Below are 25,177 nucleotides of genomic sequence, written 5' to 3'. Positions count from 1 at the left end.
TGGCCTCCGGCGCGGTCGACGCGGTGTTCGACAAGGGGGCGTACTCGGCGGCCTACAGCGGTTTCGAGGGCGCCGACGAGAACGGCGTGCCGCTGGCCGACTGGCTCCGGGCGCGGGAGATCGCCGAGGTGGACGTGGTGGGCATCGCCACGGACCACTGCGTGCGCGCCACCGCGCTGGACGCCGTCCGGGAGGGCTTCCGCACCCAGGTCCTGCTCGACCTGACGGCGGGGGTCTCCCCGGAGACGACCGAGCGGGCCCTGGAGGAGCTGCGGGAGGCGGGCGTGGAACTGCTCGGCAAGCCCGTGGTGAGCGGCTGACACCGCGGCGGTGCCAGGAGCGGGCGGCGGCCCCCGGCGGCGCGGCGCCCCGCGGCGCCTCAGCCCTGTGCCATCGCCGGTCCGCGCAGCAGCGCGCGGATCGGGTGCCACAGCTCGCCGGCCGGGACGCCGTCGCCGGCCGGGGCCGTGCGCCATATCAGGCCGTCGGGGTGGTGCAGCACCGCCGTGATCTCGTCCGGCGTGGGGGGCGCGGCGTTCCCCCGGAGGTGGACCGCCCGCAGGCCCAGGTTGCGGAGCCTGGTCAGGGCCCGGGCCCGGTTGCGGGCGTGCACCAGCACCCGCACCCCGGCGGAGCCGTAGGGCAGGTGCAGCGCCACCACCACCGTGCCGTCCGGCAGCTTGCAGAAGCCTCCAGCGGCCATGCGGTCACATCCCCGTTCCGGTCGGTGTCAATAAGCGAGCCACAGGACGCACCTAAACACGAACGGCGGCGACCCGCCAGGGGGTCGCCGCCGATACCGCTGTGACCGGCGAAGACGTCCGCTACTTCACCGCGGGGCCGACCTTCAGCTCGACGGTCGAGCCGTCCTTGGCCTGCTTGACGATCGTGATCTTGGTGTTGGTGTCAGTGACCTTCACACCGCCGGTCGGGTTGGCCGGGTCGTAGTAGGTGCTGGTGTGGTCGTTGAAGACCCCCACCCCCTTCTGCGACTTGATCTTGAGCGCCTTGTCCGCCTTGTGCAGCGTGAACGCGTCCGTCGCGTCCAGGCCGAAGGTCGAGTCGAAGGCCTGGATGCGGTTGCGCAGCAGCGTGCCGTCGGCCCACTTCAGCGCCTTGTAGTGCGCGTCGACCGGCAGGATCAGACCGGTGCCCGGGTGGCCGTCGGTGTCGTTGGTGTTGTTGTCCGCCTGGGAGGTGTCCCACTTCCAGATCAGCAGGCCGTTCTGGTACGGGTAGTGCTCCACCCAGTCCGGGCGCGACGCGAAGCCGAAGTTGTACGGGCCGACCTTGAGGGTCTTGTCGTACGAGACGTACTGGCGGTTCTCGGCGATGTAGTACTGCGCGTAGTCCTTGGTGAAGGACGCGCCGATGCGGGAGAAGCCGGCCGCGGTCCAGCCGGCGTCCGCGGTCTCGGCGTTGTCCGAGAACACCGGGGCGCCGTCGGCGGTCACGGTGATCTCGTCGGCCGTGAAGCCGTTCTCCGCGACACCGCCGTCGGTGGCGTAACGGAAGCGCAGGTCGATCTTCTTGCCCGCGTAGGCGTCGAGCGGGAACGACAGCTTCTTGTGCGTCTGCGAGAAGCCGCTCAGCGCCGGCTTGCCGCTCGCGTCACGCGGGAGGGCCTGGCCGTCCGCCGTGCCGTCCAGGGCGGTCCAGTTGGCGCCGCCGTCGGTCGACACCTCGGTGTAGACGTAGTCGTAGCCCTCCTCGGTGGCCCACCAGCCGTCCAGGGTGAGGCTCGCCGCGGACTTGCCGGTCAGGTCGACCGTGCGGGTCAGCGTGTTCTTCAGGTCGTTGCCGCTGCCGCTCCACCACTGGGTCGAGCCCTCGGCGGGCTGGGTGATGGTGGTGGTGACGGCCTTCTCCGGCAGGTTCACCACGAGGGCCTGCTTGTCCCAGGTGTTGTACTCGGCGAGGCCCAGCTTGTGCGTGGACTGCTTGCCGGCCTTGGCCGTGTCGTAGTTCAGCCAGCCCAGTTGCAGCTTGTCCCAGGCGTTCATGTCGCCGGGCAGGTCGCCGATGGAGTCCTTGCCGGTGCCCAGCCAGGAGCCGGAGGACATCAGGGTCCAGAACCCGGTGGAGTTGTCGCCGCCGGCGGTGTCGTACTCGTCCGGCAGGCCGAGGTCGTGGCCGTACTCGTGGGCGAAGACGCCGAGGCCGCCGTTCTCCGGCTGGATGGTGTAGTCGCCGACCCAGATGCCGGTGTCGCCGACCTGCGTGCCGCCCAGCTTGTTGCCGCCGGGGCCGGTGGCGCCGGCGTCGGTGCCGAAGGCGTACCAGCGGTGGGCCCAGATCGCGTCCTTGCCCTGGGCGCCGCCGCCCGCGGACTCGTCCTCGCCGGCGTGCACGATCTGGAAGTGGTCGACGTAGCCGTCCGGCTCGTTGAAGTCGCCGTCGCCGTCGAAGTCGTAGCGGTCCCACTGGTCGTACTTGGCGAGGGTGTTCTTGATGTCGGCGTCGGTGCGGCCGGCCTTCTTCTGCTGGGCGACCCAGGCGCTCAGGCCGTCGCTGACCACGTTCCACACGCTGGGGCAGTTGGTCTGGCCGCAGGCGTTGTTGCCGTAACGCGCCTCGTTGTAGGGGACCTTCACCCAGTCGGTGACCTCACCGCTGACCGAGTAGCGGCCCGAGGACTGCTTCTCGTAGTACTTCTTCAGCGACTCGGTCTTCTTGCCGGTGCCGAAGTACAGGTCCTGGTAGTGCTTCTTGCTGTAGTCCTTCTGCCAGGCCGTGGAGTTGTCGGTCTTGCGGTCCGGCTTGGCGATCTTGTTGTGCAGCGGGCCGGCGGTGCCCCCGTACCTGGGGTCCGTCCGGTCCCCGAACTCCACCAGGATGGTGAAGATCTTGTCGGTCTTCTCCCGGCTCAGCTCGACGTACTTGCTGTCGCCCTTCTTGCTCTTGAGCTTGACGACCTTCGAGCCGTTGCGCTCCTGGGCCTTCACCTTGCCCGATATGAGCTGCTTCAGGGCCTCCTCGCGCTGGGCGTCCTGAGTCCTGCTCAGCGGGCCGTCGAGGTCGTGCTTCTTCTGCTTCACCGGGGCCGGGTCGTGCCGGTCGGCGACTGCGGACCGGGGCTGGGTGCCTGCCTCGGCGACGGCGGACGCCGCGAGGCCGGCGGAGGCCGCCGCGAGCGTCACGCCGATGGCGGTCGCTCTGAACGTCCAGGATCTGCTGGTCACTTGGGTTCCTCCCCCGCGCCGCGCACACGGACAGAGGGTTCCGGGTGATGGAGGAGTCCGTGCGCGCACGATCAACGCGTGTAACAAGTGACCACATTTGACTAGAGGATCAGCTGAAAAAACAGATCTTGACTTGAACAGGACAAGTGCTCTATGTGGAGACGACGCCGGGTTTGCGGACAGGTGTCGCCCGGTCAACAGGTGCAGAAACAAGCGCTGTTGGCGGGATCGGTGACTCCGTGCGCCCCCCGTGCACCGGTACGGTGGGTGAGGCGGCGCTTACCGGATGTCCCGCTCGGGCATGCACGCCGGAAGAGCCCGAAGGCACCTCCCGACTCCCTCCGACTCCCGAAGACTGCCGAGGACACGATGGCCATGCCTCGTCCGACCGCCGCACAGCTCGCCTACGGTTCCTGCACCGTGATCGTCTCGACGCTCGTCATGCTGCTGCTGTCCCGGACGAGTTCCGGCCCCGGGATCGCCGTCGTCGCCGTGGCGGCACTGGCGCTGGGATTGCTGGTCGCCCTGACGGTCCCCGTCCCGGGGACACGCGCGGCGGCGCCCGCCAGGACCGCGAACGGCGAGGAGCGCGTCCCCACGAGGCTGTGACCGAGGCGCACGACGGCGGAAGCGGCGGGCCGTGGCGCGCACGGACCCGCCGCTCACGCGGGAGCGCCCCGCACACCGCGGTCAACGGGCGCTGACCACCACCGTCTTGGCCGCCTTGTCGTGCAGGCCCTGCTTGTAGGGCTTGTCGAAGAAACTCCAGCCGCCCGCGATCGCCGTCCAGACGCAGGCGCAGCAGAACGCGAACGGCACCCACAGCACGAGCGCGCGGACCAGCGAGGTCTGCGCGGAAGGAGTGCCGCCGCCGTCCAGGCCGGCCACCCGCAGGCCGAGCCACTTCTTGCCGAGGGTCTGCCCCGACCGGCTGGTGAGGACGGTGTCGTAGGCGACGTAGAGCAGGGCCGCGATGAAGGACTGGGCGACGGACCTGCCGACCTCGATGCGGTCGCCGTCGACGGTGTACTCGCGCACCCCGAACGCCCAGGTGAGCAGCCAGACGACGATGCCGACGAGGACCATGTCGATGATCCGCGCGAGGGTCCGCCGGCCGCTGTCGGCGAGCGGGGGCATCCCGGCCAGGGGGTCGCCGGGGCCGCCGCCGTAGGGGGAACCGCCGTACGGGCCGCCGGGGGGCGGGGGCTGGCCGCCGCCGTACGGGGGCGGGGGCTGCTGGGCGCCGCCGTACGGGGCGTCGTACGGCGAGCCCGGTCCCCGGTCCGACGGGGGCCGCTTCCTGAACGGGTCGTCCTCGGGTGGCTGCTCTCCGGAGCCGGGGGGCGGTTCGCTGCTCATGGCCCGAGTGGAACCCGGACTCCCCGGCTCCGCATCCTGCGGGCGGCCGTACGGGGGACGCGCCCGCCGGCGTCAGCCCGCGACGAACGTGTGGGCCGCCTTGTCGTGCCAGCACTGGCGCCAGGGCCGGTCGAACAGGCACCACAGCACGCCCACGATCCCGACGGCGAGCAGCCCCGGCACGCTGAGGACCAGCCAGCGGCGCAGCGCCGGGCCGAACGTCGGGGGCTCGTGCGCCTCGATGTCCCGCACCTCGATACCGCACAGCTTCTTGCCGAGGGTGCGGCCCCACTTGACGGTGGGCAGCACCTCGTACAGGACGCCCGCGAGGAGCAGGACGGCGAGGACGATGCCGAGGGAGGTGCCGGTCGTGCCGTCGATCAGCCAGACGGTGACGGTACGGCCGGACAGCCGGGCGGCCTCGATCTTCCCCTGGACGTGGTCCACGGCCTGGACGCCGAGCGGCACGGCGGCCGCGGCCGTCACGGCCCCCACGGCCAGCAGATCGATCAGCCGGGCCGCGAACCGCCTGCCGAGTCCGGCGGGCCGGGCGGCGGCCTGGCGGCGCGCGGCCGCCTGGAACGGGTCCTCCACCGGCGGTTTCCAGGGCGCCACCGGCTGCTCGTCCCCGCCCCCGGCCAGCCGGTGCACCTGCTGCGCCCAGGAGGCCTGGCCGCCGCCGGAACCGGGGCTCAGTGGGGTGGTGGCCTGGGGGCCGACCGGCTGCTGCGGCAGGGCGGGGGCGGCGGCCGCCGGGAAGGGCTGCGGCGCCTGCGGCACGGTCGGGGGCGCCGGTGCGGCGGTGGCGCGGGCCGCTGCCGCCTTCCCGGCGCCGAACCCGGGGTCGGCGGCCGGGACGGGCGCGGACGGAGCTGGCGCCGGCGGGACGGGCGCCGGCGGGACGGGCGCCGGCGGGGCGGGCACGCCGACCGGTCCCTGTGTGCCGAAGCCCGCCGGGACGGGACCGCCGGACGCGGCGCCCCCGGCGCCCGACGCCCCGTCCGGCGCCGGACGGAGGGTCCTGGTGCCGTCGTCGGCGCGGGCCGCCGGGCCGGGGACCGGGCGCCGGAAGACGAAGGTGCCGGGGTCCGGGGCGTCGTCCACCGGGGGGATCGTCGCGGTGCCGTCGGTGCGGCTGGTGGCGTTCCCGTCGGGGTGCGCCGGGCCTCCGGCCGGCACCCGGGGGTCGGCGGCGCCCGGGGGCCAGACCCCCGCCTGCACGCCCTGGCCGGCCGCACCGGGTCCGCCCGGCTCGCCCGCCGGGGCCGCCCGTCCCCACTGCGCTCCCTGCGCGGTCTGCCCGCCCTGTCCCGCCGGCGCCCATCCGCCGTGGCCGCCCTGCCCCTGCCCGCCCGCCCGGACCCACTGGTCGGCCGGGTCCGCCCGGCCGGACGGACCCGGGTCCGGCGGGCCCGGGTCGACCGGGTCCTCGTCGAAGAAGTGGGGGCCCGTCTCCTCCACGGACGGGGCCGCGGGGCGGGCGCCGGGCGGCGGAGCGAGCGTTTCGCCGTCCCTGGGCGCCGGGCGGCTGGTGCCGGGCACCCAGGAGGCGCCGTTCCAGTACCGGACGTAGCCGGGGATGGACGGGTCCGGGTAGTAGCCCTCGCGGGGCCGGTCGTCACCTGGGGCCGGGGTTGGGGCGCTCATGTCCGTCGTCCCGTATCTGCTCGGGGGTGGGATGGGAGCCTCCACATCTATCAGACCCGGGCATGGCCCACCGCCGGTCCGGCCGGACCCACTCCTTTCCGGGCAATGCGGCGCCCGGCCGCCCCGCGTCCGCGCGTCACCGGAACGGAGCATTCCGGTCCCGGCCCGGCTCCGTTGCCGCACCGGCGAGCCCTACACCGTCCGCACCGCCGTCGGCATCGCCGTCCGCATCGCCTTCCAGACCGGCATGGAGCACCCCGACGTGCGGGTCCGGCCGGTGCAGGCCGCCGGGCACGGAGGGCGAACGGCTCGGCATCGGCGGCGCGCTCGACGCACTGCTCGCCCGGTGAGCGGCGGCTCAGAACAGCTTGCCGGGGTTGAGGATGCCCAGCGGGTCGAAGACCTGCTTCACCGCCCGCTGCATCTCCACCCCCACCGGGCCGAGCTCCCGGGCCAGCCACTCCTTCTTCAGGACGCCGACGCCGTGCTCGCCGGTGATGGTGCCGCCCAGTTCCAGACCGAGCGCCATGATCTCGTCGAAGGACGCGCGGGCCCGCCGGGACTCGTCGGGGTCGCGGGCGTCGAAGCACACCGTGGGGTGCGTGTTGCCGTCGCCGGCGTGCGCGCAGACGCCGATGGTGAGGCCGTGCTTCGCGGCGATCCGCTCGACGCCCTCCAGCATCGCGCCGAGCCGCGACCGGGGCACGCACACGTCGTCGATCATCGTGGTGCCCTTGGCCGCCTCCAGCGCGGTCAGCGCGAGCCGCCGGGCCCGGAGCAGCATCTCGGACTCGGCCGCGTCCTCGGCCGGGACGACCTGGGTGGCGCCGGCCGCCTCGCACAGGGCGCCGACGGCGGCCAGGTCGGCGGCGGGGTCCGGGGTGTCGAACGCGGCGAGCAGCAGCGCCTCGGTGGTCTCCGGCAGACCCATGCGGGCGAGGTCGTTGACGGCCTTGACGGTCGTACGGTCCATCAGTTCGAGGAGGGACGGGACGTGGCCGCCCGCCATGATGCGGCAGACGGCGTCGCAGGCGGCGGCCGCGGAGGGGAACTCGGCGGCCAGGACGAGCTGCCGGGGCGGCTGGGGCCGCAGGGCGAGGATTGCGCGGACGACGACGCCGAGGGAGCCCTCCGAGCCGACGAAGAGGCGGGTGAGGTCGTAGCCGGCGACGCCCTTGGCCGTACGGCGGCCGGTGGACATCAGGCGGCCGTCGGCGAGGACCACGTCCAGGCCGAGGACGTACTCGGCGGTCACGCCGTACTTGACGCAGCACAGGCCGCCGGAGGCCGTGCCGATGTTGCCGCCGATGGTGCACTGCTCCCAGCTGGAGGGGTCCGGCGGGTAGTACAGGCCGTGCTCCCCGACCGCGCGGGCGAGGTCCGCGTTCACCACGCCCGGCTCCACCACGGCGATCCGGTCGACGGGGCTGATCTCCAGGATCCGGTCCATCCTGACGAGGGACAGCACGATGCAGCCGTCGGTGGCGTTGGCGCCGCCGGACAGGCCGGTGCGGGCGCCCTGCGGGACGACGGGGACGCGCAGTTCGGTGGCGGTGCGCAGGACGTGCTGCACCTGTTCCACGGTGCGCGGCAGGACGACGACGGCGGGGGCGCCCGCCGGGCAGAAGCTCGCCATGTCGTGGGCGTAGGAGGCGGTGACGTCGGGATCGGTCAGCAGGGCCTCGGCCGGCAGGCCGGCCAGGAGCCGGTCGGTGAGATTGCTCGTCTCCGCGTCGCGCGGCGCTTCGATACGGCTCATGATCACAGGTTGGCACTCGCGGCCATCGGTGTGAACCCCGCACGCGCCGCCCTTGGGCCACCCGGATGTGTTCGTCGTATTGACGCACAGTGAGCCGCATGGACAACCGACTGTGCGTGCCGGACACGTCCCGTGCGGCCGGGCCGCCGCGCCGCTCCCGGCGGCTGCTGCGGCGGGCGCTGGCCGCCGCACTGGCCGGGGGCGCGGTCGCGGGCGCGGTGCTCATGGCGCTGCCGCAGGAGCGCCGGCAGCAGGTGGTGCGCCCGCCCGCCGCCGGCCCTGAGGCACAGGCCCCGGCGGCGGTGACCGCGGGGGCGCCGGCGGCGCTGCCCGCGCTGACGGCGTACATCGGGCGGCAGGAGCGGCGGGTGCGGGCGCAGCCGCACAACGCCCGCGCCTGGGCGGCGCTGGGGTCGGCGTACGTGGAGCGGGGCCGCCGCACGGGCGACGCGGCCGACTATCCGCGGGCCGACCGGGCGCTGCGGGCCTCGCTGGAGGTGCGCGGCACGCGGAACACCGAGGCGCTGGACGGGCTGGCCGCGCTGGCGCTGGCCCGCCGGGACTTCCCGGCGGCGAAACGGTACGGCGAGCAGGCGCTGAAGGCGGCGCCGGAGCGCTGGTCGGCGTATCCGCCGCTGATCGACGCCTACACCGGGCTCGGCGACCACGAGAAGGCCCGCTCGACCCTGGACAAGCTGCTGGAGTTGCGCGCCGGTGCGGTGGCCCGGCCGGCGGTGATGGCGCGGGCCGCCGCCGTGTACCGGGACCGGGGCTGGCGCGAGGACGCGGTGGCCCAGCTGACCGACGCGGCGGCCGCCGCCCGCACCCCGGCCGAGCAGGCCGCCTGGCTGGCCGGGGTCGGGCAGCTGGCCTTCGAGCGCGGGGACCTGCCGGACGCGCTGCGGCACTTCGAGGCCGCGGCGCGCCTGGACCCGGACGAGCGGACGGCGCCGGTCGGGCGGGCGCGGACGCTGGCGGCGCTGGGGCGCACGGCCCAGGCGCTGGCCGCGTACCGGTCGGCGCTCGCCCGCCGGCCGGACCCGGCGGACCTGCTGGAGCTGGGCGAGCTGTACGAGTCGCTGGGGCGGCACGGGCAGGCCGCGGAGCAGTACGCGCGGCTGGAGGCGGCGGTGGGGCGGGCGGCGGCGGCCGGCGTCGACATGGAGCTGCTGATCGGGCGGTTCGAGGCGGACCACGGGGACCCGCGGGACGCCGTGCGGCGGCTGCGGGAGGAGTGGCGGCGGCAGCCGGGGACCGAGGTGGCCGACGCGCTGGGCTGGGCCCTGCACCGGGCCGGCGAGGACGAGGAGGCGCTGGCGTACGCGTCCGCCGCGACGGACAAGGAGAAGGGCGGCGGGGTGCGCAGTGCGCCGTACGCCTACCACCGGGGGGTGATCGAAGCCGAGCTGGGGCGGTACGGGCCCGCCCGGCGGCATCTGCAGGAGGCGTTGCGGATCAACCCGTACTTCTCGCCGCTCGGGGCTCCCGCCGCCCGGCGGACGCTGGCCGCGCTGGGAGACGTGCCGGACGAACCGCCGCCCTCGGACGACTCCTAGGCGCCCGCGACCGGCCGGTGCGGCGGGACCGGTGCGGTTCCGCCGCACCGGTCCGCGGTCCGCGGTCCGCGCTCCGCCGCCTCGCCCGTGCCGTGCCGGGGGCGACGCCCGGTTACAGGTTGCCCCGCTTGGCCTGCTCGCGTTCGATCGCTTCGAACAGCGCCTTGAAGTTGCCCTTGCCGAAGCCCATGGAGCCGTGCCGTTCGATGAGTTCGAAGAACACGGTCGGCCGGTCCTGGACCGGCTTGGTGAAGATCTGCAGCAGGTAGCCGTCCTCGTCGCGGTCGGCCAGGATCTTCAGCTCGCGCAAGGTCTCGACCGGCACGCGGGTGTCGCCGACCCACTCGCCGAGGGTGTCGTAGTAGGAGTCGGGGGTGTCGAGGAACTCGACGCCGGCCGCGCGCATGGTGCGGACCGTCTGCACGATGTCGTTCGTGCTCAGCGCGATGTGCTGGACGCCGGCGCCGCCGTAGAACTCCAGGTACTCGTCGATCTGCGACTTCTTCTTGGCGATCGCGGGCTCGTTGATCGGGAACTTCACCTTCAGGGTGCCGTCCGCGACGACCTTCGACATCAGCGCGCTGTACTCGGTGGCGATGTCGTCGCCCACGAACTCCTTCATGTTCGTGAAGCCCATGACCTTGTTGTAGAACGCGACCCACTCGTTCATCCGGCCGAGCTCCACGTTGCCGACGCAGTGGTCGACGGCCTGGAAGGTGCGCCGGGCGGGCGGGGCGACGAGCGGCTTCGCGGCGACGTAGCCGGGCAGGTAGGGGCCGTCGTAGCCGGTGCGCTCGACCAGGGTGTGGCGGGTCTCGCCGTAGGTGGCGATCGCGGCGAGGACGACCGTGCCGTGCTCGTCCTTCACCTCGTACGGCTCGGCGACCGAGCGGGCGCCGTGCTCGATGGCGTACGCGTAGGCGCTGCGGGCGTCCGGGACCTCCAGGGCCAGGTCGATGACGCCGTCGCCGTGCTCGGCGACGTGCCGGGCGAGGAAGTGGCCCCAGTCGCTGCTCGGCTTGATCACCGAGGTGAGGACGAAGCGGGCGGAGCCGTTCTCCAGCACGTAGCTCGCGGTCTCGCGGCTGCCGTTCTCCGGTCCGGAGTAGGCGACCAGCCGCATGCCGAAGGCGGTGGAGTAGTAGTGCGCCGCCTGCTTGGCGTTGCCCACGGCGAAGACGACCGCGTCCATTCCCTTGACCGGGAAGGGGTCGTCCTGCCGGGCGGTCGTGTCGGGAGTGTGGTGTGTGGTCTGCGTCATGGCGGAAGGGTCGCGCCGCTCTGCAAGGTGCGCAATAGTTCGCGTATTCACTGCGCAGTCTGTACAGCCGTACGGCCGTTTCACCGGTCCTTCTGTACAGGATGACCATCTCAGGGGGTCCCGTGGCGATCGATCATCTGGACGGGCGCATCATCGTGCTGCTGGCCGAGGAACCGCGCATCGGGGTGCTGGAGATGTCCCGCCGACTGGGGGTGGCGCGCGGGACCGTGCAGGCACGGCTGGACCGTCTGCAGTCGAACGGGGTCATCCGCGGATTCGGTCCGCAGGTGGACCCCGCGGCCCTCGGCTATCCGGTCACCGCGTTCGCCACCCTGCAGATCCGGCAGGGCCAGGGGACCGACGTGCGGGCCCACCTGGCGACGGTGCCGGAGGTGCTGGAGCTGCTGACCACCACGGGCAGCGGGGACATGCTGTGCCGGCTCGTGGCGCGCTCCAACGCCGACCTCCAGCGGGTGATCGACCGGGTCGTCGGTTTCGACGGCATCGTGCGGGCCTCCACGGCGATCGTCATGGAGAACCCCGTCCCGCTGCGGATCATCCCGCTGGTGGAGCAGGCCGCAGCGGACAGCGGAAGGCCGCCGGCCGACCGGGGGTGAGCACCGGCGGACCGGGGGTGTGCCCGTGGCTCCGGGGAGTGGGCCCGTGCGGCGGGGCTAGCAGCTCGGGACCGGGCCCTTGCCCGTGCGCAGTGCCACCAGGGAGTCGACCGCGCCCTTCAGCGTGGTCACCGGGACCAGCCGCAGACCCTTCGGCAGCTCGGCCTTCGCGTCCGCGCACTCGGCCTTCGGCACCAGGAAGACGGTGGCGCCGTCCCGGCGGGCGGCCTGCGTCTTCAGGGCGACCCCGCCGACCGCGCCGACCTTGCCGGCGGCGTCGATCGTTCCCGTACCGGCGATCGTGCGGCCCCCGGTGAGATCTCCGCCGCTGCCGTCGCCGTGCAGCTTGTCGATGATGCCGAGGGTGAACAGCAGGCCCGCGCTGGGCCCGCCCACGTCGGCGAGCTTCAGCGTGACCTTGACCTTGCCCGCGCCGAGCCCGAGGTAGCGCAGCGCCGCCTGCGTCGCTGCGTCCTGGGACTGCCGCATCTGCGCCGCGTTGTGCTTCTCGATCTCCTTGACGGTGTCGCCGCTGGGGTAGACCGAGTCGCGCGGCATGACGGCCCGGTCGGTGCGGAACCAGTTGCCGAGAACGTCGGCGAGGGAGACCGGGGTGTCCGGGCCGGTCGCCTCGATCGTGGTCATCCTCAGCTGCCCGCTGGTCCTCCGGGCCGCCGCGCCGGAGACGGTGATCACCGGGGCGCCCCTGTTCTCGCCGAGCACGTCCGCCGTCATGCCGGGCTGCGCCACCGAGAACGGCAGCGGAGCGAGCGCGGACGCGGCGATCAGGGCCGCCACGGGCAGCGCGCAGACGGCGAGGGCCTGGGGGCGTGTGAGACGTGAGAGCACGAAGTCAATCTAACGCGCGCCCCACCCGCGGCCGTCCGGCCGTCACGTGCGGCCTGCGCTCCCGCCCCGCCCGCGGAACGGCGATACGGGAACGGCCGACGGGCGCGGGCGCGTGGGAGGGCACAGCCCGGCCTGGCCGGCACGCGCTCAAGGCGAGGCACCGGGCGGCGGCCCGGAGCAGGGGCCTCACGCCCGCCGTCACATCGACTCGGGCGACCCTCGCCGCGGGCTCCTCGCCCGGGCTGTCACCCCGGGGTGGTCAGCGGAGGGCTTCGGCGACCTCTCGGGCCGCTTCCACCACCCGTGGGCCCACCCGTTCCGGCACGGCGTCGGCCAGCATCACCACGCCCACGCTGCCCTCGACCCCGGTGACCCCGAGCAGCGGCGCCGCGGCCCCGCTCGCCCCGGCCTCCAGCTCGCCGTGCGTGAGGGTGTAGCCGGGGTCGGCGGACGGCGACCGCCGGGCGGCGAGGATGGCCCGGCCGGCCGCACCCCGGTCCAGGGGGTGCCGGAACCCGGCGCGGTAGGCCACGTGGTAGTCCGTCCAGGTCGGCTCCACCACCGCCACGGCCAGTGCCTCGGACCCGTCCACCAGCGTCAGGTGGGCCGTCGCCCCGATGTCCTCGGCGAGCGACCGCAGCGCGGGCAGCGCGGCCTCCCGTACCAGCGGATGCACCTGCCGGCCGAGCCGCAGCACCCCGAGTCCCACCCGGGCTCGCCCGCCCAGGTCGCGCCGTACGAGCGCGTGCTGCTCCAGCGTGGCGAGCAACCGGTACACCACGGTCCGGTTCACCCCGAGTTTCGTGGACAGCTCGGTGACGGTCAGCCCGTGGTCCGTGTCGGCCAGCAGTTTGAGGACGCGCAGTCCCCGGTCGAGCGTCTGAGAGGTCTCCGCGGTCACGACGCCCCCTCCTTCGGTGGTGAGGTCGGCGGCCCCGGGCGGCGGGTGCGGCGCCGAGTCCCGTCGGCGACGCGCCTCAGAGCCGCCGATCGGCAGAAGGCCCGGCGGCTCCGGGCCTCGTCGCTTCACGGCTGCGCTCCGCGGCGGCGCTGCCACGGGGCGTGTGCGTAGCGGGACAGTAGCGAAGCCGGTTCGCTGAGCGGAAGTCTCCGTCCAGAATCCGGGCAGGGCCGCGACCGGCCTGCCGGCATCCGTCCGGGAACGCACACGGCCCGGAAGCGGCGGGGTCCGGGGCCCACCGGGCCCGGCCGTCCCCCGCGCACCCGGCCGGGCCCGGACCCCCGGGCGCCCGGCTTGGCCGGGCGGGCCCGGACCCCGGGAACACCCGGCGCGATGAAGCGGAGCGTCACCGCATCCGCGTGGCCCACTCCCGCACCTTGTCGATCCGCTGCTGCAGCTGCCCCGCCGTGGCCTCCGCGCTCGGCGGCCCCCCGCACACCCGCCGCAGCTCGGTGTGGATCACTCCGTGCGGCTTGCCGCTCTGGTGCACGTACGCGCCCACCAGCGTGTTGAGCTGCTTGCGCAGCTCCATCAGCTCCTTGTGCGTGACCACCGGCCGCCGCTCGGCCGGCAGCTCCAGCAGGTCGGCCTCGGAGTCCGGCTTCTTCCGGCTGTGCGCGATCTGCCGGGCCTGCCGCTTCTGCAGCAGCAGCTGCACCTGCTCGGGCTCCAGCAGCCCCGGGATCCCGAGGTAGTCCTGCTCCTCCTCGCTGCCCGGGTGGGCCTGCATGCCGAACTCGGCGCCGTCGTACAGCACCCGGTCGAAGACGGCGTCGGACTCCAGCGCCTCGAAGGGCAGCATGTCCTGCTCGCCGGTGTCCTCGTCCTGCTGCTTGTTCGCCTCCTCCATCTCCTTCTCGGACTCGGCGTACGGGTCCTCCTCGCCCTCCTTCTTCGGCTTGTCGAGGGCGTGGTCCCGCTCCTTCTCCATCTCGTTGGCGAAGGTCAGCAGGTCGGGAACGGTCGGCAGGAACACGGACGCGGTCTCGCCGCGCCGCCGGGACCGCACGAAACGCCCGACGGCCTGGGCGAAGAACAGCGGGGTGGAGATCGTCGTGGCGTACACGCCGACCGCGAGGCGCGGCACGTCGACGCCCTCGGACACCATGCGCACGGCGACCATCCACCGGTCGTCGCCGGCGCTGAACTCGTCGATCTTCTTGGAGGCGCCGGCGTCGTCGGAGAGGACCAGCGTCGCCCTGGTGCCGGTGATCTCCCGGATCAGCTTGGCGTAGGCGCGCGCGGAGTCCTGGTCGGAGGCGATGACGAGCGCGCCCGCGTCTGGGATGGCCTTGCGGACCTCGGTGAGCCGCTGGTCGGCGGCGCGCAGCACGCTCGGCATCCAGTCGCCGCGCGGGTCGAGGGCGGTACGCCAGGCCTGGCTGACCGCGTCCTTGGTCATCGGCTCGCCGAGCCGCGCCGCGACCTCGTCCCCGGCCTTGGTGCGCCAGCGCATGTTGCCGCTGTAGGAGAGGAAGATGACCGGCCGGACGACGCCGTCGGCGAGCGCGGACCCGTACCCGTAGGTGTAGTCCGCGGCGGACCGCCGGATGCCGTCCGGGCCCTCCTCGTAGGTCACGAAGGGGATGGGGTTGGTGTCCGACCGGAACGGCGTACCGGTGAGCGCCAGCCGCCGGGTCGCGGGCTCGAACGCCTCCAGGCACGCCTCGCCCCAGGACTTCGAGTCGCCGGCGTGGTGGATCTCGTCCAGGATGACGAGCGTCTTGCGCTGCTCCACCCGGTTGCGGTGCAGCATGGGGCGCACCCCGACGCCGGCGTACGTGACGGCGACCCCGTCGTACTCCTTGCCGAGCGGACCGGCGCTGTACTCGGGGTCGAGCTTGATCCCGACCCGGGCCGCCGCCTCCGCCCACTGCTTCTTCAGGTGCTCGGTCGGCGCGACCACGGTCACCTGCTGCACGACGTGGTGGTGCAGCAGCCAGGAGGCGAGCGTCAGCGCGAAGGTCGTCTTGCCCGCGCCGGGGGTCGCGACGGCGAGGAAGTCACGCGGCTGCTCCTGGATGTACTTGTCCATCGCCGCCTGCTGCCAGGCACGCAGCTTGCTGGCGGTGCCCCAGGGGGCCCGGCCCGGGAAGGCGGGCGAGAGGTGGTGGGAGTGCGCGGAGGAAACGGACATGGCTGTGGGCCCGGAGGGCCTTCCGTTGAGGGCGGTGGCGGGTGACGGGCTGGCGGTGGTCACGGTCTCCGTGGATGCAAGGTCGGGCGGCTACGTATGACAACCGGGCCACCCTACCGGCGTCGCCCCGCCGCCCACGGCCGGACGAGGCCGGGTCGCCCCCGGGTGGGATCCACGTCACAGCGGCCGCGCCGGCCGCACCGGCAACCGGTGTCCCGGCGGCCGGCCCGGCGGCCCCGGATTCCTCCGCCCTGCGGCGCACCGCACCGGACACCGCGGCCCGATCCGACCTGGTCCGGACGGAACGCCCTGGCCTAGGCCGCGCCGCCCGCCGGCGTGCCGTCCGGCTGCCGCTCGCTCAGCCGCGTCGTCACCCAGGCCCCCGCCAGCGCCACGGCCGCCATCGGCAGGAAGACGGCGGCGAAGGCGGCGGGGCGAGAGGCGCCTGCCGCCGCGGCCTCCGTGCTGCCGCCGCCGAGGGCCGCGAAGGCCGCGCCGGTCGCCGCGAGGAGGACGACGTTGGACAGGGCGTCGGAGATCTGCAGGGCGGCCGAGTTGGCGCCGGCCTCCTCCGGGGCGGACAGCTTCAGCAGCAGCACGCTGGAGGAGGAGATCACCAGCCCCATCCCGAAGCAGCCCACGGCCCAGGCGACGGCCACGGTCCACACGGGAACGGAGTGCACGAGCACGCTCGGCGCGGTGACGATCGCGGCGGCGACCAGCGCCGTCCCCAGGGTCATCAGCCGCTCCCGGTACGGCTCCACGCGCGCCCGGGACTGCACGTACGACCCGAGCGCCCAGGTCCCGCCGCCCGCCGCCAGCGAGAACCCGGCCAGCGTCGGCGACAGCCCGCGCTGGGTGACCAGCATCAGCGGCACGAAGGACTCGGCGGTGACGAACGAGCCGGCGGCCAGCCCGCGCAGCAGCACGACGGCCGGCAGGCCGCGGGCCGCCCGCCAGGTGCCGCGGGGAAGCAGCCCGAGCACGGCGGGCACGAGCAGCGCGGCGCCGGCCAGCCCCGGGACCAGGGAGAGGGGGCGCAGGTCCTGGGCGGCGTACTGCAGGAGCCCGGCGCCCAGGGAGATGCCGAGGGCGAGCCGGATGCGGCGCCGGTCGAAGGAGGCGGCGGCGGTCTCCTCGTCCACCGGCCCGGCCGCCCGCCGCCGTATCTGCGGCAGGGCCAGCGCGAGCGGGAACACGACGAGGGCGGGGATGCCGAGGAAGACCCAGCGCCAGCCGAGGTGCTCGGTGACGGCGCCGGAGGCGAGGGGGCCGACGACGGACGGGACGACCCAGCCGGCCGCGAAGGCGGCCATGATCGCGGGCCGCAGCCGCTCCGGGTAGGCCCGGCCGACGACGACGTACAGCGCGACGATGACCAGCCCGCCGCCCAGGCCCTGCACCGCCCGCCCGAGGATGAACACCCACATGGCCTGCGCGGTGCCGGCGACGACCAGGCCCGCGGCGAAGGCGCCGATGCCGGTCGTCAGCGCGCCGAGCGGTCCCCGCCGGTCGGACCACTGCCCGGCGAGCACCATGCCGAAGAGACTGGTGGTGAAGTACCCGGAGAAGGCGAACGCGTACAGCGCGACGCCGTCCAGGTCCCGCGCGGCGACCGGCATGGCGGTGCCGACCGCGGTCGCCTCGAAGGCGATCAGGACCACGACGGACACGATCCCGACGCTGAGCGCCCGGTGCGCCCGGCCCAGCACGCCGCCGTCCTCGTCGGAGGGCGGACCGAGGACGGCGGGATCGCGGGATTCGAGGGCGCTCATGCCCGCCAGGGTAAGGCCCGCGACCCGGTCACGCCCCTGTCAGGAGCCGGACCTCGGCTCCGCCCTTGGTCGTAGGCCCCGGGCCCTCCCGTGAACGCCGTGTGGCAGTCCCGTTGCGGCACCCCCGTCGCCCTTGAGCCCCGCCCCCGCGGGCCCGTACGTTCTCCACACGGACCCGGCCGCGCGGCCGCCGGTCCGGACGACACGGCCGTGTGCCCGAGTGGTTCAGGGACTCGCCTGCAAAGCGAGTTACGCGGGTTCGATCCCCGCCACGGCCTCCAGGGTGCGGGACGGGCGAGGGCGGTGCCCCCGGTGGGGGGGCGCCGCCCTCGCCTGCCTGTCGCGGGGGCCGGTCGCGGCGATGCCTCCGGGGCACGTGCCGGGCGGGCGTGGGCGAACTCCCCGGCTCCGGCTCCTCCATCGGCCATGACGCGGACGACGACGTCGCCCTCGTCGTCCGGACGAAACCCGACCCTGTCACCCGACGGCAGGACCGCGGCCGACGCACTGCTGCCCGCGGCCCCGGACCGGATCCGCGCCGGTCTCCCGCTGCCCGGCGGTCGGGACGTCAGAGCACCCCGCCCGACTCGTCCCGCAGGAGTTCGGTCCAGTAGTGCCAGGTCGTGTTCGGCAGGGCGCCGGTGGGGTCGAGGGTGTTCAGGGTGTGGACCATGGCGGCGACCAGCTGGTCGTAGGCGTGGGTCGCCAGTTCGCGGCCCAGGTGGGCGTCGATGGTGCGCTCGTGGTGGATGAGCCACAGGGTGAAGGCCAGGGTGGAGACGTCGGTGTTGAGCGGGTAGAGCGTCGCCTCCGGCTCGCTGAAGGTGAGGACCGCGCCCGTTCTGCCGTCCACCACCAGGCTGTTGTCCTGGAGCAGGTGGCCGAGGCGGATCAAGTGGTCGCAGTGGGCCGGGAGTTCCTCGGCAGGGTAGTCGGGGTGCTCCTCCAGGACGTACTCCCGGAGCGTCGGCAGGGAGACGTCCGTGTCGGCGTGGAAGCAGACCGCCTCCTCCGGCAGCCCCGTCTCCCGCAGGAAGCGGCGGGTCGGCTCGTGGGTGAGCGTCCCCGGGAAGTCGACCTCCTCGAAACGCGCCACCCGGCCGTGCCCGAACTCCTGGTCCAGGACGCGCGCGGGGAGGTCAAGGGTGAGGCCCGAGGCGGTGCCGGGACCGGCGACGAGGGAGAGCGGGCGGATCAACGCGGCCGCCTTCCAGTACGGCGGGACCCGGCCGTCGGTGCCCTCCTCGAACAGGGCGAGGAGGCGGCGGGAGGCCTCGGTCACCGTCCCGGGGCCGTACTGCCCGGCGAGGGAGGCGAACCGGCCGCGCAGGCCCGCCAGTTCCTCGGTGACTGCGGCGAAGCGCAGCAGCGTGTGCAGGGAGGGCGCGAAGGGGCGCGGGGCGGACGGGTCGAGGAGGTGGGCCGTCGTCAGCTCGCCCGTGCCGCCGTCGAGCAGGATCGACTCGCGGTCCATGCCGGCCGGGGTGAGCAGTTCGCCGATCACCAGACGGCCGCGCAGCTCCTCCGCGAGGTGGAGGGGCCCGTCCGCGGCGTCGGCAAGCGTGCGCAGGCCGTGCGCGCGCAGCGGCGAGAAGGTGAGGAGACCGGTGTCCGCGGGCAGTCCGGGGCCGGTGAGCAGGCCGCGCGTCGGCGCGTGCGTGACGTAGTGGTCCACTTCCGCCTCGGTCAGCGTGATCGCCGGTGCTCCGGCGTCGGTCGTGCTCATCGCTCCCCCGCGATCTTCCCCGTGCGGGACGGCGTGCCCACACCGTCGTCCGCACCCCTCGGGCAGGTGCCCCCACTGACCGGCACACTACGCCGCCCCACTGACAACGGCCCGCACCGGGAAGGACGTCGATCGGGCGGGGCGCGTTGCCCGCGTCCGCGATATTTCCGGCACGGTCGGCCGGGGGGGGCGGGACAGGCCCGGACGGCAGCGGCGGGCGGCGGCCGCTGCGGACCCTGCCCGGCGCCGGCCGTCGCCCCGGCGCGCGGGACCACGCCGTGCCCCGGCCGCAGCGGATCCCGGCCGGCGCCGCGACCGGCGTGCTCACCGGCCCGGCGCAGCCGCCGGCTCGGTCGCCGGCCCGGCGCGACGGCCGGCTCGGTCAACGGCCCGGCGCCGCGCCCCACGTGGTCACCGGCCCGGCGTCGCGCCCGGCGTGGTCACCGGTCCGTCACCACCGCCGCCTGCGGGCGGATCGGGAGGCGGTTGACCGGGCGGCCGGTGGCGGCGCGGACGGCGGAGGCGATCGCCGCCGGGGCCGTCACCACCGGGACCGCGCTGACCGACTTGGCGCCGAAGGGGGCCACCACGTCACGCTCCTCGACCAGTTTGACGATCCGGATGTCGGGGGCGTCGAGGGCGGTCGGGAGGGCGTAGCCGGTCAGGTCGGGGTGGCGGACCAGGCCGCGCGGGGTGCGGAGGTTCTCGGTGAGGGCGATCCCCACGCCCTGCGTCACGCCCGCCTCGATCCGGGCCGTCAGCTGGGCCGGGTTCAGCACCCGGCCCACGTCCTGGGCCACCGCCAGCTCCACCACCCGCACCGAGCCCAGCTCGATGTCCACGTCCACGACCGCGCGGATCGCGCAGAAGGCGAGGCCGACGAAGGCGTCGCCCTGGCCGGCGGCGTTCAGCGGCTCGGTGGGGTGCGGGCGGCACTGGGCCGTGGCCCACAGCTCCTTGCCCTCCAGCGCCTCGGAGACGGTCGTGGACAGCACGCCGTCGTACGACGTGATCTTCCCGTCGGTGATCTGCAGCAGCTCGGTGGACATGCCGAACTTGTGGGCCAGGGGCTGCAGGAGCTGCGTGCGGACCATCTTCGCGGCCCGCTCCACCGCGCCGCCCGACACCCAGGTGTGCCGGCCGCGGCAGCCCGCGCCGGCCGGGGGCTGGTCGGTGTCCACGGGGGCCACGTGGACCTCCTCGACGCCGAGGGTCTCCTGGACGATCTGCCGGGCGAGGGTGGTGAAGCCCTGGCCGGTCTCCACGGCCGCGCACAGCACGGTCGCGATGCCGTCGTGGACCTTGACGGTCGCCGTGGACACCTCGTCGGCGCCCTCCGCGCCGAGCATGTGCACCATGCCCAGGCCGTAGCCGACGCCCCGGCGCACCGCGCCCGGCTCGCCCGCGCCCTCGGGGCCGCCGGGCAGCAGCCACTCCTCCTCGGGGGTGTCCTTGGGCAGCGCGGGCAGCGGGTGGTCGCGTACCGCCTGCAGGAGTTCGGCGACCGGCGCCGGGCAGGTCACCGTCTGGCCGATCGGGAGGACGTCGCCGGTCGCGAGCACGTTGCGCAGCCGCAGCTCGGCCGGGTCCAGGCCCAGCTTCTTGGCCAGCTTGTCCATCTGGGCCTCGTAGGCGGCGCACACCTGCATGGCGCCCTCGCCGCGCACGTGCCCGGAGGGCGGGTTGTTGGTGCGGACGGCCCAGCCCTCGATGAAGGCGTTCGGGACGACGTACGGGCCGCACGCGAAGGAGACGGCGGCGGCGAGGGCGTCGGAGGAGGTGTCGGCGTACGCGCCCGCGTCCAGCAGGATCTGCGCCTCGACCTTGACCAGCTTGCCCTCCGCGTCGGCGTGGTGGCGGTAGCGCAGCAGGGTGGGGTGGCGGTGGGCGTGGCCGAGGAAGGACTCCTCGCGCGTGGCGGTGAGTTTCACCGGGCAGCCGGTCCTGAGCGCGAGCAGGCCGAGCGGGAGCTGGAAGCCCTGGTCCTCGCGGTCCGCCGTGGCGCCGGGCACCCCGGTGACGACGATCTTCACCCGTTCGGGGGGTAGGCCGTAGCAGGCGGCTGCGGTGTTGCGGTCGGTGTGCGGGTCGGTGGAGGCCAGGTACAGCTCCACTCCGCCGTCGGGCCGCGGCACGGCGAGGCCGGCCTCGGCGCCGATGGGGGCCGGGTCCTGGCGGCCGATGCGGTACAGGCCCTCGACCACCACCTCGCCGACCGCCTGGGGGTCGCCGTGGTGCAGCGGGATGTGCCGGATCAGGTTGCCGTCGGGGTGCAACGGCTCGGCCTCGAAGGCTTGTTCGGGGTCGGTGACGGGGTCGAGCAGCTCGTACTCGACGATCACGGCCGCGGCGGCCATCCGCGCGGTGTCCGGGTGGTCGGCGGCGACGGCGGCGATGGGCTCGCCGTGATGCCGTACGACCTCGGAGGCGAACACCGGCCGGTCGGGCGTCCCGCGTCCGTGGCGGGGGGTGCCGGGCACGTCCTCGTGGGTGATGACCGCGCGGACTCCGGGCATCTCGCGCGCGTGGGTGGTGTCGATGGACACGATCCGCGCGTGCGCGTGCGGGGAGCGCAGCACGGCCGCCCACAGCAGGCCCTCCGCCCACAGGTCGGCCGCGTACGGGAAGGTGCCCTCGGTCTTGGCGCGGGCGTCGGCGTGCGGCAGCGAGGCGCCGAGCCCGTGCGGCAACGGCTCGGCCGCGGGGGCGGGTTCCGCCGCGGTGGTCGCGGTGCCGGCTTCGTTGCTCACGCCTGGCCTCCGTCCTGGCCGTAGTGCTGTCCGTCCTGCGCTCCCGGCGGTGTGCCGTACGGGTCCCGCGCGTCCGGGTAGGAGCCCGGGGCGTCGCCGTAGGGGCCGCTCGGGGTGTCCCCGTAACCGTCGTGACCGTCGGGGGCCGCCTGGAACGCCTGCTGCGTCCGGGGGGTGTCGAACGCCCCCGGGGCCTCGAACGCCGACGGGTGGACGCCGCCGGCGCCGGGGCCCGCCTGGTGCGGGATGCGGGCCTCGTCCGCGTCCGTCTCCGGGCCGGCACGGGAGGCCTCGCGCTCGGCGACGACCTCCTTGACGGCGTCCAGGACGCCCCGGTAGCCGGAGCAGCGGCACAGGTTGCCGCACAGGGCCTGCCGGGTCTCCAGTTCGGTCGGGGCCGGGTTGCCCTCCAGCAGGTCGTGCACGGTCATCGCCATGCCGGGCACGCAGAAGCCGCACTGCACGGCGCCGCACCGGGCGAGCGCCCGCTGGACGTCGGAGGGCCGCCCGTCGGCGGCCAGGCCCTCGACGGTGCGCACCTCGCTGCCGGCCGTGGTGGCCGCCGGAACCAGGCAGGAGGCCACCAGGCGGCCGTCGACCTGCACGTTGCAGGCGCCGCACTCGCCCTGCGAGCAGCCGTCCTTGGCGCCGGCGAGGCCCAGCCGCTCGCGCAGCACGTACAGCAGCGACTCGCCGATCCAGGCGTCGGTGACCGGACGGTCGGCGCCGTTGACGCGCAGGACGTAGGAGGCCAGGGGGTGGTCGTCGTACGGCGCGGAGGGCACGGCCGCCTCCGGGTCCCCGGCCCCGTCGGGCGCACCCTCGGGGGCCGTCTCCCCGGCGGAGTCCTCGGGAGCGCCGTCGCCGTCGGGCGCGGAGGGGTGCTCCGCCGCGGGCGCGTCGGCCGCCGATGTGCCGGACGCGGGCGCGTCGGCCGTCGGCGTGTCGGCCGTGGGCGCGTCGGCGGGGCTTTCGGGCACCGCCGACGCCTCGTCCGCCTCGCCCGGCCCGGCGGACGCCTCCGCAGGGGCCGTGGCGGCCTCCGTCGCGGCCTGCGGCGCGGCGCCCGGCTCCCCGGCCTGCTCCTGGCCTGCCGGGCCGTCAGCGGCCCGCTCGGCGGCCCCTCCGGGGTCGTGTGCGTCCCCGGCCGGCTCCGCACCGGCACGGTCCTCGCTCCGGGCGTGCCCGGCGTCGGCGTGGACGGCTCCGGGCTCGCTCCCGGCGTCCTCGGTCCCGGCCCGCCCGGCGTCCGCATCACCGCCGCCGGAGTACCCGGTGTCGGCGTACCCGGCCCCCTCGGCGTGAACGGCTCCCGCGTGCCCGGCGTCCGCGTCCGCGTGCCCGGCCTGCCCGGCGTCGGCGTCCCCGTCTTCGGCGTGACCGGTGCCGGCCTGCGCGGCCTGTCCGGCGTCCGCGTGCCCCGCGTCGCCCTGCCCGGCCCCCGTGTGCCCGGCCTCGGCGTGTCCGGCCTCTGCGTGTCCGGCCTCTGCGTGTCCGGCCTCTGCGTGTCCGGCCTCTGCGTGTCCGGCCTCTGCGTGTCCGGCCTCTGCGTGTCCGGCCTCTGCGGCCTCCGCGTCCGCACCGCCTGCGTGACCGGTGCCGGCCTGCGCGGCCTGTCCGGCGTCCGCGTGCCCCGCGTCGCCGTGCCCGGTCCCGGCGTGCCCGGCGTCCGCGTGCCCGCCGTCCGCATACCCGCCGTCCGCGTGCACACCGTCCGCGTGCCCGGCGTCCAGATGCGCGGCCCCGTGGCCGCCCCCGGTGTGACCGCCCCCGGTGAACTCGCCCGCGTGACCGGCGTCGGCGTACTCGCCCGCACGACCGGTCTGCGGGAACCCGCCCGCGTGACCGGCCTCGGTGAACTCGCCCGGGTGACCGGCCTGCGGGAACCCGCCCGCGTGACCGGTCCCGGTGAACTCGCCCGGGTGACCGGCGTGTGTGAACTCGCCCCCGTGGCCCGGCTCCGGCCACCCGGATGCGGTCCGGTCGTGCTCCGCGGGCCCGGCGGGGGCCTGCCCGTATCCGTCCTGCGGGACGTACCCCTCGGGCGCGGGGGCGCCCGGCTGGGCCGGGGGCCCGCCCCACGGGCCGCCGGCGCCGTCGGTCGCCCAGGGGGCGGGCGCACCGCCGGGCAGGGTGGCCGGCGGGGTGCCGCCCCACTGCTCGACCAGGGAGGACGTGGTGAACTCCCCTGACTCCTCCGGGATCTCGCCCCCGGCGACCGGGATGGACCACTGCCCGGTGACGTCGTGTCCCGGCGCGGCCGGGGCCGGGGGCTCCTGGAACGTCCAGTGCTGGGTGCCGGGCTGGTACGCGTACCGGTCGTCCGCGGACTGGCCGGGCGCCGGCGCGGTGTTCGGGTCGGGCCACCGGCCGCCGCCGTCGGGCGCGGACCAGGCGTCCGCGGCGCCGTCGGTGTGCGTGGCGGTGATCCGCGGCGGCACGTAGCCGTGGCCGGGCGCGGCCAGCGGGCTGTCGCCGGCCAGCAGGGCGTCGATGCCGCCCTCGGGCAGCTGGACGAACGCGGTCGCTCCGTCGTCGTAGTCGCCCTGGGGCAGCGGGTCCCAGCGGCCGCCGCCCTGGGCCGTGCCCTCTCCGTGCTGGTCGTCGGTCACGACAGCGCCCTCCCCAGTGCTCGTCGGGCCAGCGCGGCGACGGTGCGCCGCAGGTGCAGTACGGCGGGCGGAAGCGGGGTCACCGAGCCGTCGGGTTCGGGGACCGGGTCGGGGATGCAGGCCGCGGCGACGTACTCGCCGAAGGCGTGCAGGGCCTCCGGGACGAGGGCGCGGTCGTTGTCCCAGTCGATGAGCCGGGCGACCCACTGCTCGGCGTCCAGGGGGCGCAGCGGCATCGGCGCTATGGCGCCGACGGCGCAGCGCACCCCGCGCCGTGCGGGGTCCAGGACCAGGGCGACGGACGCCGTCGCGCGGCCCGGGCCGGTGCGGCCGGTCGCCTTCAGGAAGACCTGCGGGGCGTGCAGCAGCGGCACGCGCACGTAGCCGATGAGTTCCCCGCCGCGCAGCATCTCCACGCCGGCCAGCAGGTGCGACACCGGGATCTCCCGGCGGGCTCCGCCCGGGCCCGCGATGATCAGCGTCGCTTCCAGGGCGGCCAGCACCGGCAGGGCGTCCCCGGTGGGGGCGGCCGTGGCGATGTTGCCGCCCAGGGTGCCCGCGTTGCGGATGTGCGGCGGGCCCGCGGCGCGCGCGGCGGCGGCGAGCGCGGGGATCAGGGCCGCGAAGTCGGGGCGGCCCATGCGCGCGTGCGTGAGGCCCGCGCCGAGCAGCGCGTGGCCGTCCTGGTACTGCCAGCCGCGGATCTCGCTGATGCGGCCGAGGCCCACCAGGGCGGCGGGCCTGAGCTGGCCGGAGTTGACGGCGGCCATCAGGTCGGTGCCGCCGGCCACGGGCACGGCGGCGGGCATGGCGGTGAGGGCCGCCACGGCCTCGTCCAGCGTCGTGGGCAGCGTGACGGCCTGCGCCGCCTGCGGTGCGTGCGTGGTCAAACCGGCTGCCCCTTCCCGCTGCCCCACCTGGTCCCGCCTGTGCTGCCGTACGGTACGTGCTGACAGGGCGGACGAGGCAACTCTGGCACATCTTCG

The 25,177-nt window shown here is 75.0% G+C and carries 18 protein-coding genes and 1 tRNA gene; 5 read left to right on the top strand and 14 right to left on the bottom strand.

The genetic code is table 11. The features are described 5' to 3' along the window. The coding region (locus tag ABZ261_RS27780; protein ID WP_356863802.1) for an isochorismatase family protein at nucleotides 1–320 on the top strand (320 nt) is incomplete at its 5' end. Between the two features lie 59 nt (nucleotides 321–379). Here ABZ261_RS27780 and ABZ261_RS27775 read toward each other — a convergent pair. Next, nucleotides 380–703, bottom strand: coding sequence for a hypothetical protein (locus tag ABZ261_RS27775; protein WP_356863800.1), 324 nt, complete (start codon nucleotides 701–703; stop codon nucleotides 380–382). A 121-nt stretch (nucleotides 704–824) separates the two neighbouring features. Then, nucleotides 825–3,182 (bottom strand): immune inhibitor A domain-containing protein, encoded by a 2,358-nt coding sequence (locus tag ABZ261_RS27770; protein WP_356863798.1) that lies wholly within the window; start codon nucleotides 3,180–3,182, stop codon nucleotides 825–827. Nucleotides 3,183–3,557: 375 nt separating this feature from the next. On the opposite strand from ABZ261_RS27770, the gene ABZ261_RS27765 reads away from it, so the two are divergent. Continuing rightward, a complete protein-coding gene (locus ABZ261_RS27765) occupies nucleotides 3,558–3,791 on the top strand; it encodes a hypothetical protein (RefSeq protein WP_356863796.1) in 234 nt (77 codons plus the stop codon). Nucleotides 3,792–3,872: 81 nt separating this feature from the next. Here ABZ261_RS27765 and ABZ261_RS27760 read toward each other — a convergent pair whose 3' ends face one another. The 3 genes from ABZ261_RS27760 to ABZ261_RS27750 all read right to left on the bottom strand — a co-directional run bounded on the left by ABZ261_RS27760 (nucleotide 3,873) and on the right by ABZ261_RS27750 (nucleotide 7,953). Further along, entirely contained in the window at nucleotides 3,873–4,541 is a 669-nt protein-coding gene (locus ABZ261_RS27760) for an RDD family protein (RefSeq protein ID WP_356863794.1), read from the bottom strand. Between the two features lie 72 nt (nucleotides 4,542–4,613). Continuing rightward, the gene (locus ABZ261_RS27755) at nucleotides 4,614–6,188 is read right to left on the bottom strand and encodes an RDD family protein (RefSeq protein WP_356863793.1); all 1,575 of its coding nucleotides are present in this window, start codon (nucleotides 6,186–6,188) and stop codon (nucleotides 4,614–4,616) included. Nucleotides 6,189–6,546: 358 nt separating this feature from the next. Further along, nucleotides 6,547–7,953: an FAD-linked oxidase C-terminal domain-containing protein gene (locus ABZ261_RS27750; RefSeq protein WP_356863791.1), complete on the bottom strand. Its 1,407-nt coding sequence runs from the start codon at nucleotides 7,951–7,953 to the stop codon at nucleotides 6,547–6,549. A 92-nt stretch (nucleotides 7,954–8,045) separates the two neighbouring features. Between ABZ261_RS27750 and ABZ261_RS27745 the strand changes: the two genes are divergently transcribed. Further along, a complete protein-coding gene (locus ABZ261_RS27745) occupies nucleotides 8,046–9,503 on the top strand; it encodes a tetratricopeptide repeat protein (protein ID WP_356863789.1) in 1,458 nt (485 codons plus the stop codon). 112 nt (nucleotides 9,504–9,615) lie between these two features. Here ABZ261_RS27745 and hppD read toward each other — a convergent pair whose 3' ends face one another. Beyond that, nucleotides 9,616–10,764 carry a 4-hydroxyphenylpyruvate dioxygenase gene (hppD, locus tag ABZ261_RS27740; protein WP_356863787.1) on the bottom strand — a complete coding sequence of 383 codons (1,149 nt, stop codon included), beginning with the start codon at nucleotides 10,762–10,764 and terminating at the stop codon, nucleotides 9,616–9,618. Nucleotides 10,765–10,886: 122 nt separating this feature from the next. Here hppD and ABZ261_RS27735 point away from each other — a divergent pair, with 122 nt between their 5' ends. After that, nucleotides 10,887–11,381 (top strand): Lrp/AsnC family transcriptional regulator, encoded by a 495-nt coding sequence (locus ABZ261_RS27735; RefSeq protein WP_356863785.1) that lies wholly within the window; start codon nucleotides 10,887–10,889, stop codon nucleotides 11,379–11,381. Between the two features lie 57 nt (nucleotides 11,382–11,438). Here the strand turns inward: ABZ261_RS27735 and ABZ261_RS27730 are convergent, their stop codons facing one another. The 4 genes from ABZ261_RS27730 to ABZ261_RS27715 form a co-directional block, all read right to left on the bottom strand. Next, nucleotides 11,439–12,230, bottom strand: coding sequence for a S16 family serine protease (locus tag ABZ261_RS27730; RefSeq protein ID WP_356863783.1), 792 nt, complete (start codon nucleotides 12,228–12,230; stop codon nucleotides 11,439–11,441). Nucleotides 12,231–12,489: 259 nt separating this feature from the next. Then, a complete protein-coding gene (locus tag ABZ261_RS27725; RefSeq protein WP_356863781.1) occupies nucleotides 12,490–13,131 on the bottom strand; it encodes a helix-turn-helix domain-containing protein in 642 nt (213 codons plus the stop codon). 406 nt (nucleotides 13,132–13,537) lie between these two features. Further along, nucleotides 13,538–15,328, bottom strand: coding sequence for a DEAD/DEAH box helicase (locus ABZ261_RS27720; protein WP_356863779.1), 1,791 nt, complete (start codon nucleotides 15,326–15,328; stop codon nucleotides 13,538–13,540). A gap of 314 nt (nucleotides 15,329–15,642) precedes the next feature. Further along, nucleotides 15,643–17,103, bottom strand: a complete 1,461-nt coding sequence (locus ABZ261_RS27715) for an MFS transporter (RefSeq protein ID WP_356863777.1) — start codon at nucleotides 17,101–17,103, stop codon at nucleotides 15,643–15,645. 206 nt (nucleotides 17,104–17,309) lie between these two features. Between ABZ261_RS27715 and ABZ261_RS27710 the strand changes: the two genes are divergently transcribed. Further along, nucleotides 17,310–17,384: transfer RNA gene (locus ABZ261_RS27710), tRNA-Cys, on the top strand. A gap of 287 nt (nucleotides 17,385–17,671) precedes the next feature. Here ABZ261_RS27710 and ABZ261_RS27705 read toward each other — a convergent pair. The 4 genes from ABZ261_RS27705 to ABZ261_RS27690 form a co-directional block, all read right to left on the bottom strand. Further along, a complete protein-coding gene (locus tag ABZ261_RS27705; RefSeq protein WP_356863775.1) occupies nucleotides 17,672–18,829 on the bottom strand; it encodes an SUKH-4 family immunity protein in 1,158 nt (385 codons plus the stop codon). Nucleotides 18,830–19,269: 440 nt separating this feature from the next. After that, entirely contained in the window at nucleotides 19,270–21,579 is a 2,310-nt protein-coding gene (locus tag ABZ261_RS27700; RefSeq protein WP_356863773.1) for a molybdopterin cofactor-binding domain-containing protein, read from the bottom strand. Beyond that, nucleotides 21,576–24,191: a 2Fe-2S iron-sulfur cluster-binding protein gene (locus ABZ261_RS27695; RefSeq protein WP_356863771.1), complete on the bottom strand. Its 2,616-nt coding sequence runs from the start codon at nucleotides 24,189–24,191 to the stop codon at nucleotides 21,576–21,578. The genes ABZ261_RS27700 and ABZ261_RS27695 overlap by 4 nt, the downstream gene beginning before the upstream one ends. Next, the gene (locus ABZ261_RS27690; protein WP_356863770.1) at nucleotides 24,188–25,081 is read right to left on the bottom strand and encodes an FAD binding domain-containing protein; all 894 of its coding nucleotides are present in this window, start codon (nucleotides 25,079–25,081) and stop codon (nucleotides 24,188–24,190) included. Before ABZ261_RS27690 ends, ABZ261_RS27695 begins: the two co-directional genes overlap by 4 nt. Between the last annotated feature and the right edge of the window lie 96 nt (nucleotides 25,082–25,177).

Origin of the sequence: Streptomyces sp. NPDC006193, assembly GCF_040613915.1 — a bacterium.
Taxonomy (GTDB): domain Bacteria; phylum Actinomycetota; class Actinomycetes; order Streptomycetales; family Streptomycetaceae; genus Streptomyces.
The sequence above is the reverse complement of the archived record's forward strand: the minus strand, read 5'-3'. Positions and strand labels throughout refer to the sequence as shown.

Bases quoted from the DNA above. Each gene is read 5' to 3' on its own strand.
- ABZ261_RS27765 (WP_356863796.1), top strand. From the start codon at position 3,558: ATGCCTCGTCCGACCGCCGCACAGCTCGCCTACGGTTCCTGCACCGTG.
- ABZ261_RS27715 (WP_356863777.1), bottom strand. From the start codon at position 17,103: ATGAGCGCCCTCGAATCCCGCGATCCCGCCGTCCTCGGTCCGCCCTCC.
- ABZ261_RS27775 (WP_356863800.1), bottom strand. From the start codon at position 703: ATGGCCGCTGGAGGCTTCTGCAAGCTGCCGGACGGCACGGTGGTGGTG.
- ABZ261_RS27755 (WP_356863793.1), bottom strand. From the start codon at position 6,188: ATGAGCGCCCCAACCCCGGCCCCAGGTGACGACCGGCCCCGCGAGGGC.
- ABZ261_RS27760 (WP_356863794.1), bottom strand. From the start codon at position 4,541: ATGAGCAGCGAACCGCCCCCCGGCTCCGGAGAGCAGCCACCCGAGGAC.
- hppD (WP_356863787.1), bottom strand. From the start codon at position 10,764: ATGACGCAGACCACACACCACACTCCCGACACGACCGCCCGGCAGGAC.
- ABZ261_RS27745 (WP_356863789.1), top strand. From the start codon at position 8,046: ATGGACAACCGACTGTGCGTGCCGGACACGTCCCGTGCGGCCGGGCCG.
- ABZ261_RS27705 (WP_356863775.1), bottom strand. From the start codon at position 18,829: ATGAGCACGACCGACGCCGGAGCACCGGCGATCACGCTGACCGAGGCG.
- ABZ261_RS27720 (WP_356863779.1), bottom strand. From the start codon at position 15,328: ATGTCCGTTTCCTCCGCGCACTCCCACCACCTCTCGCCCGCCTTCCCG.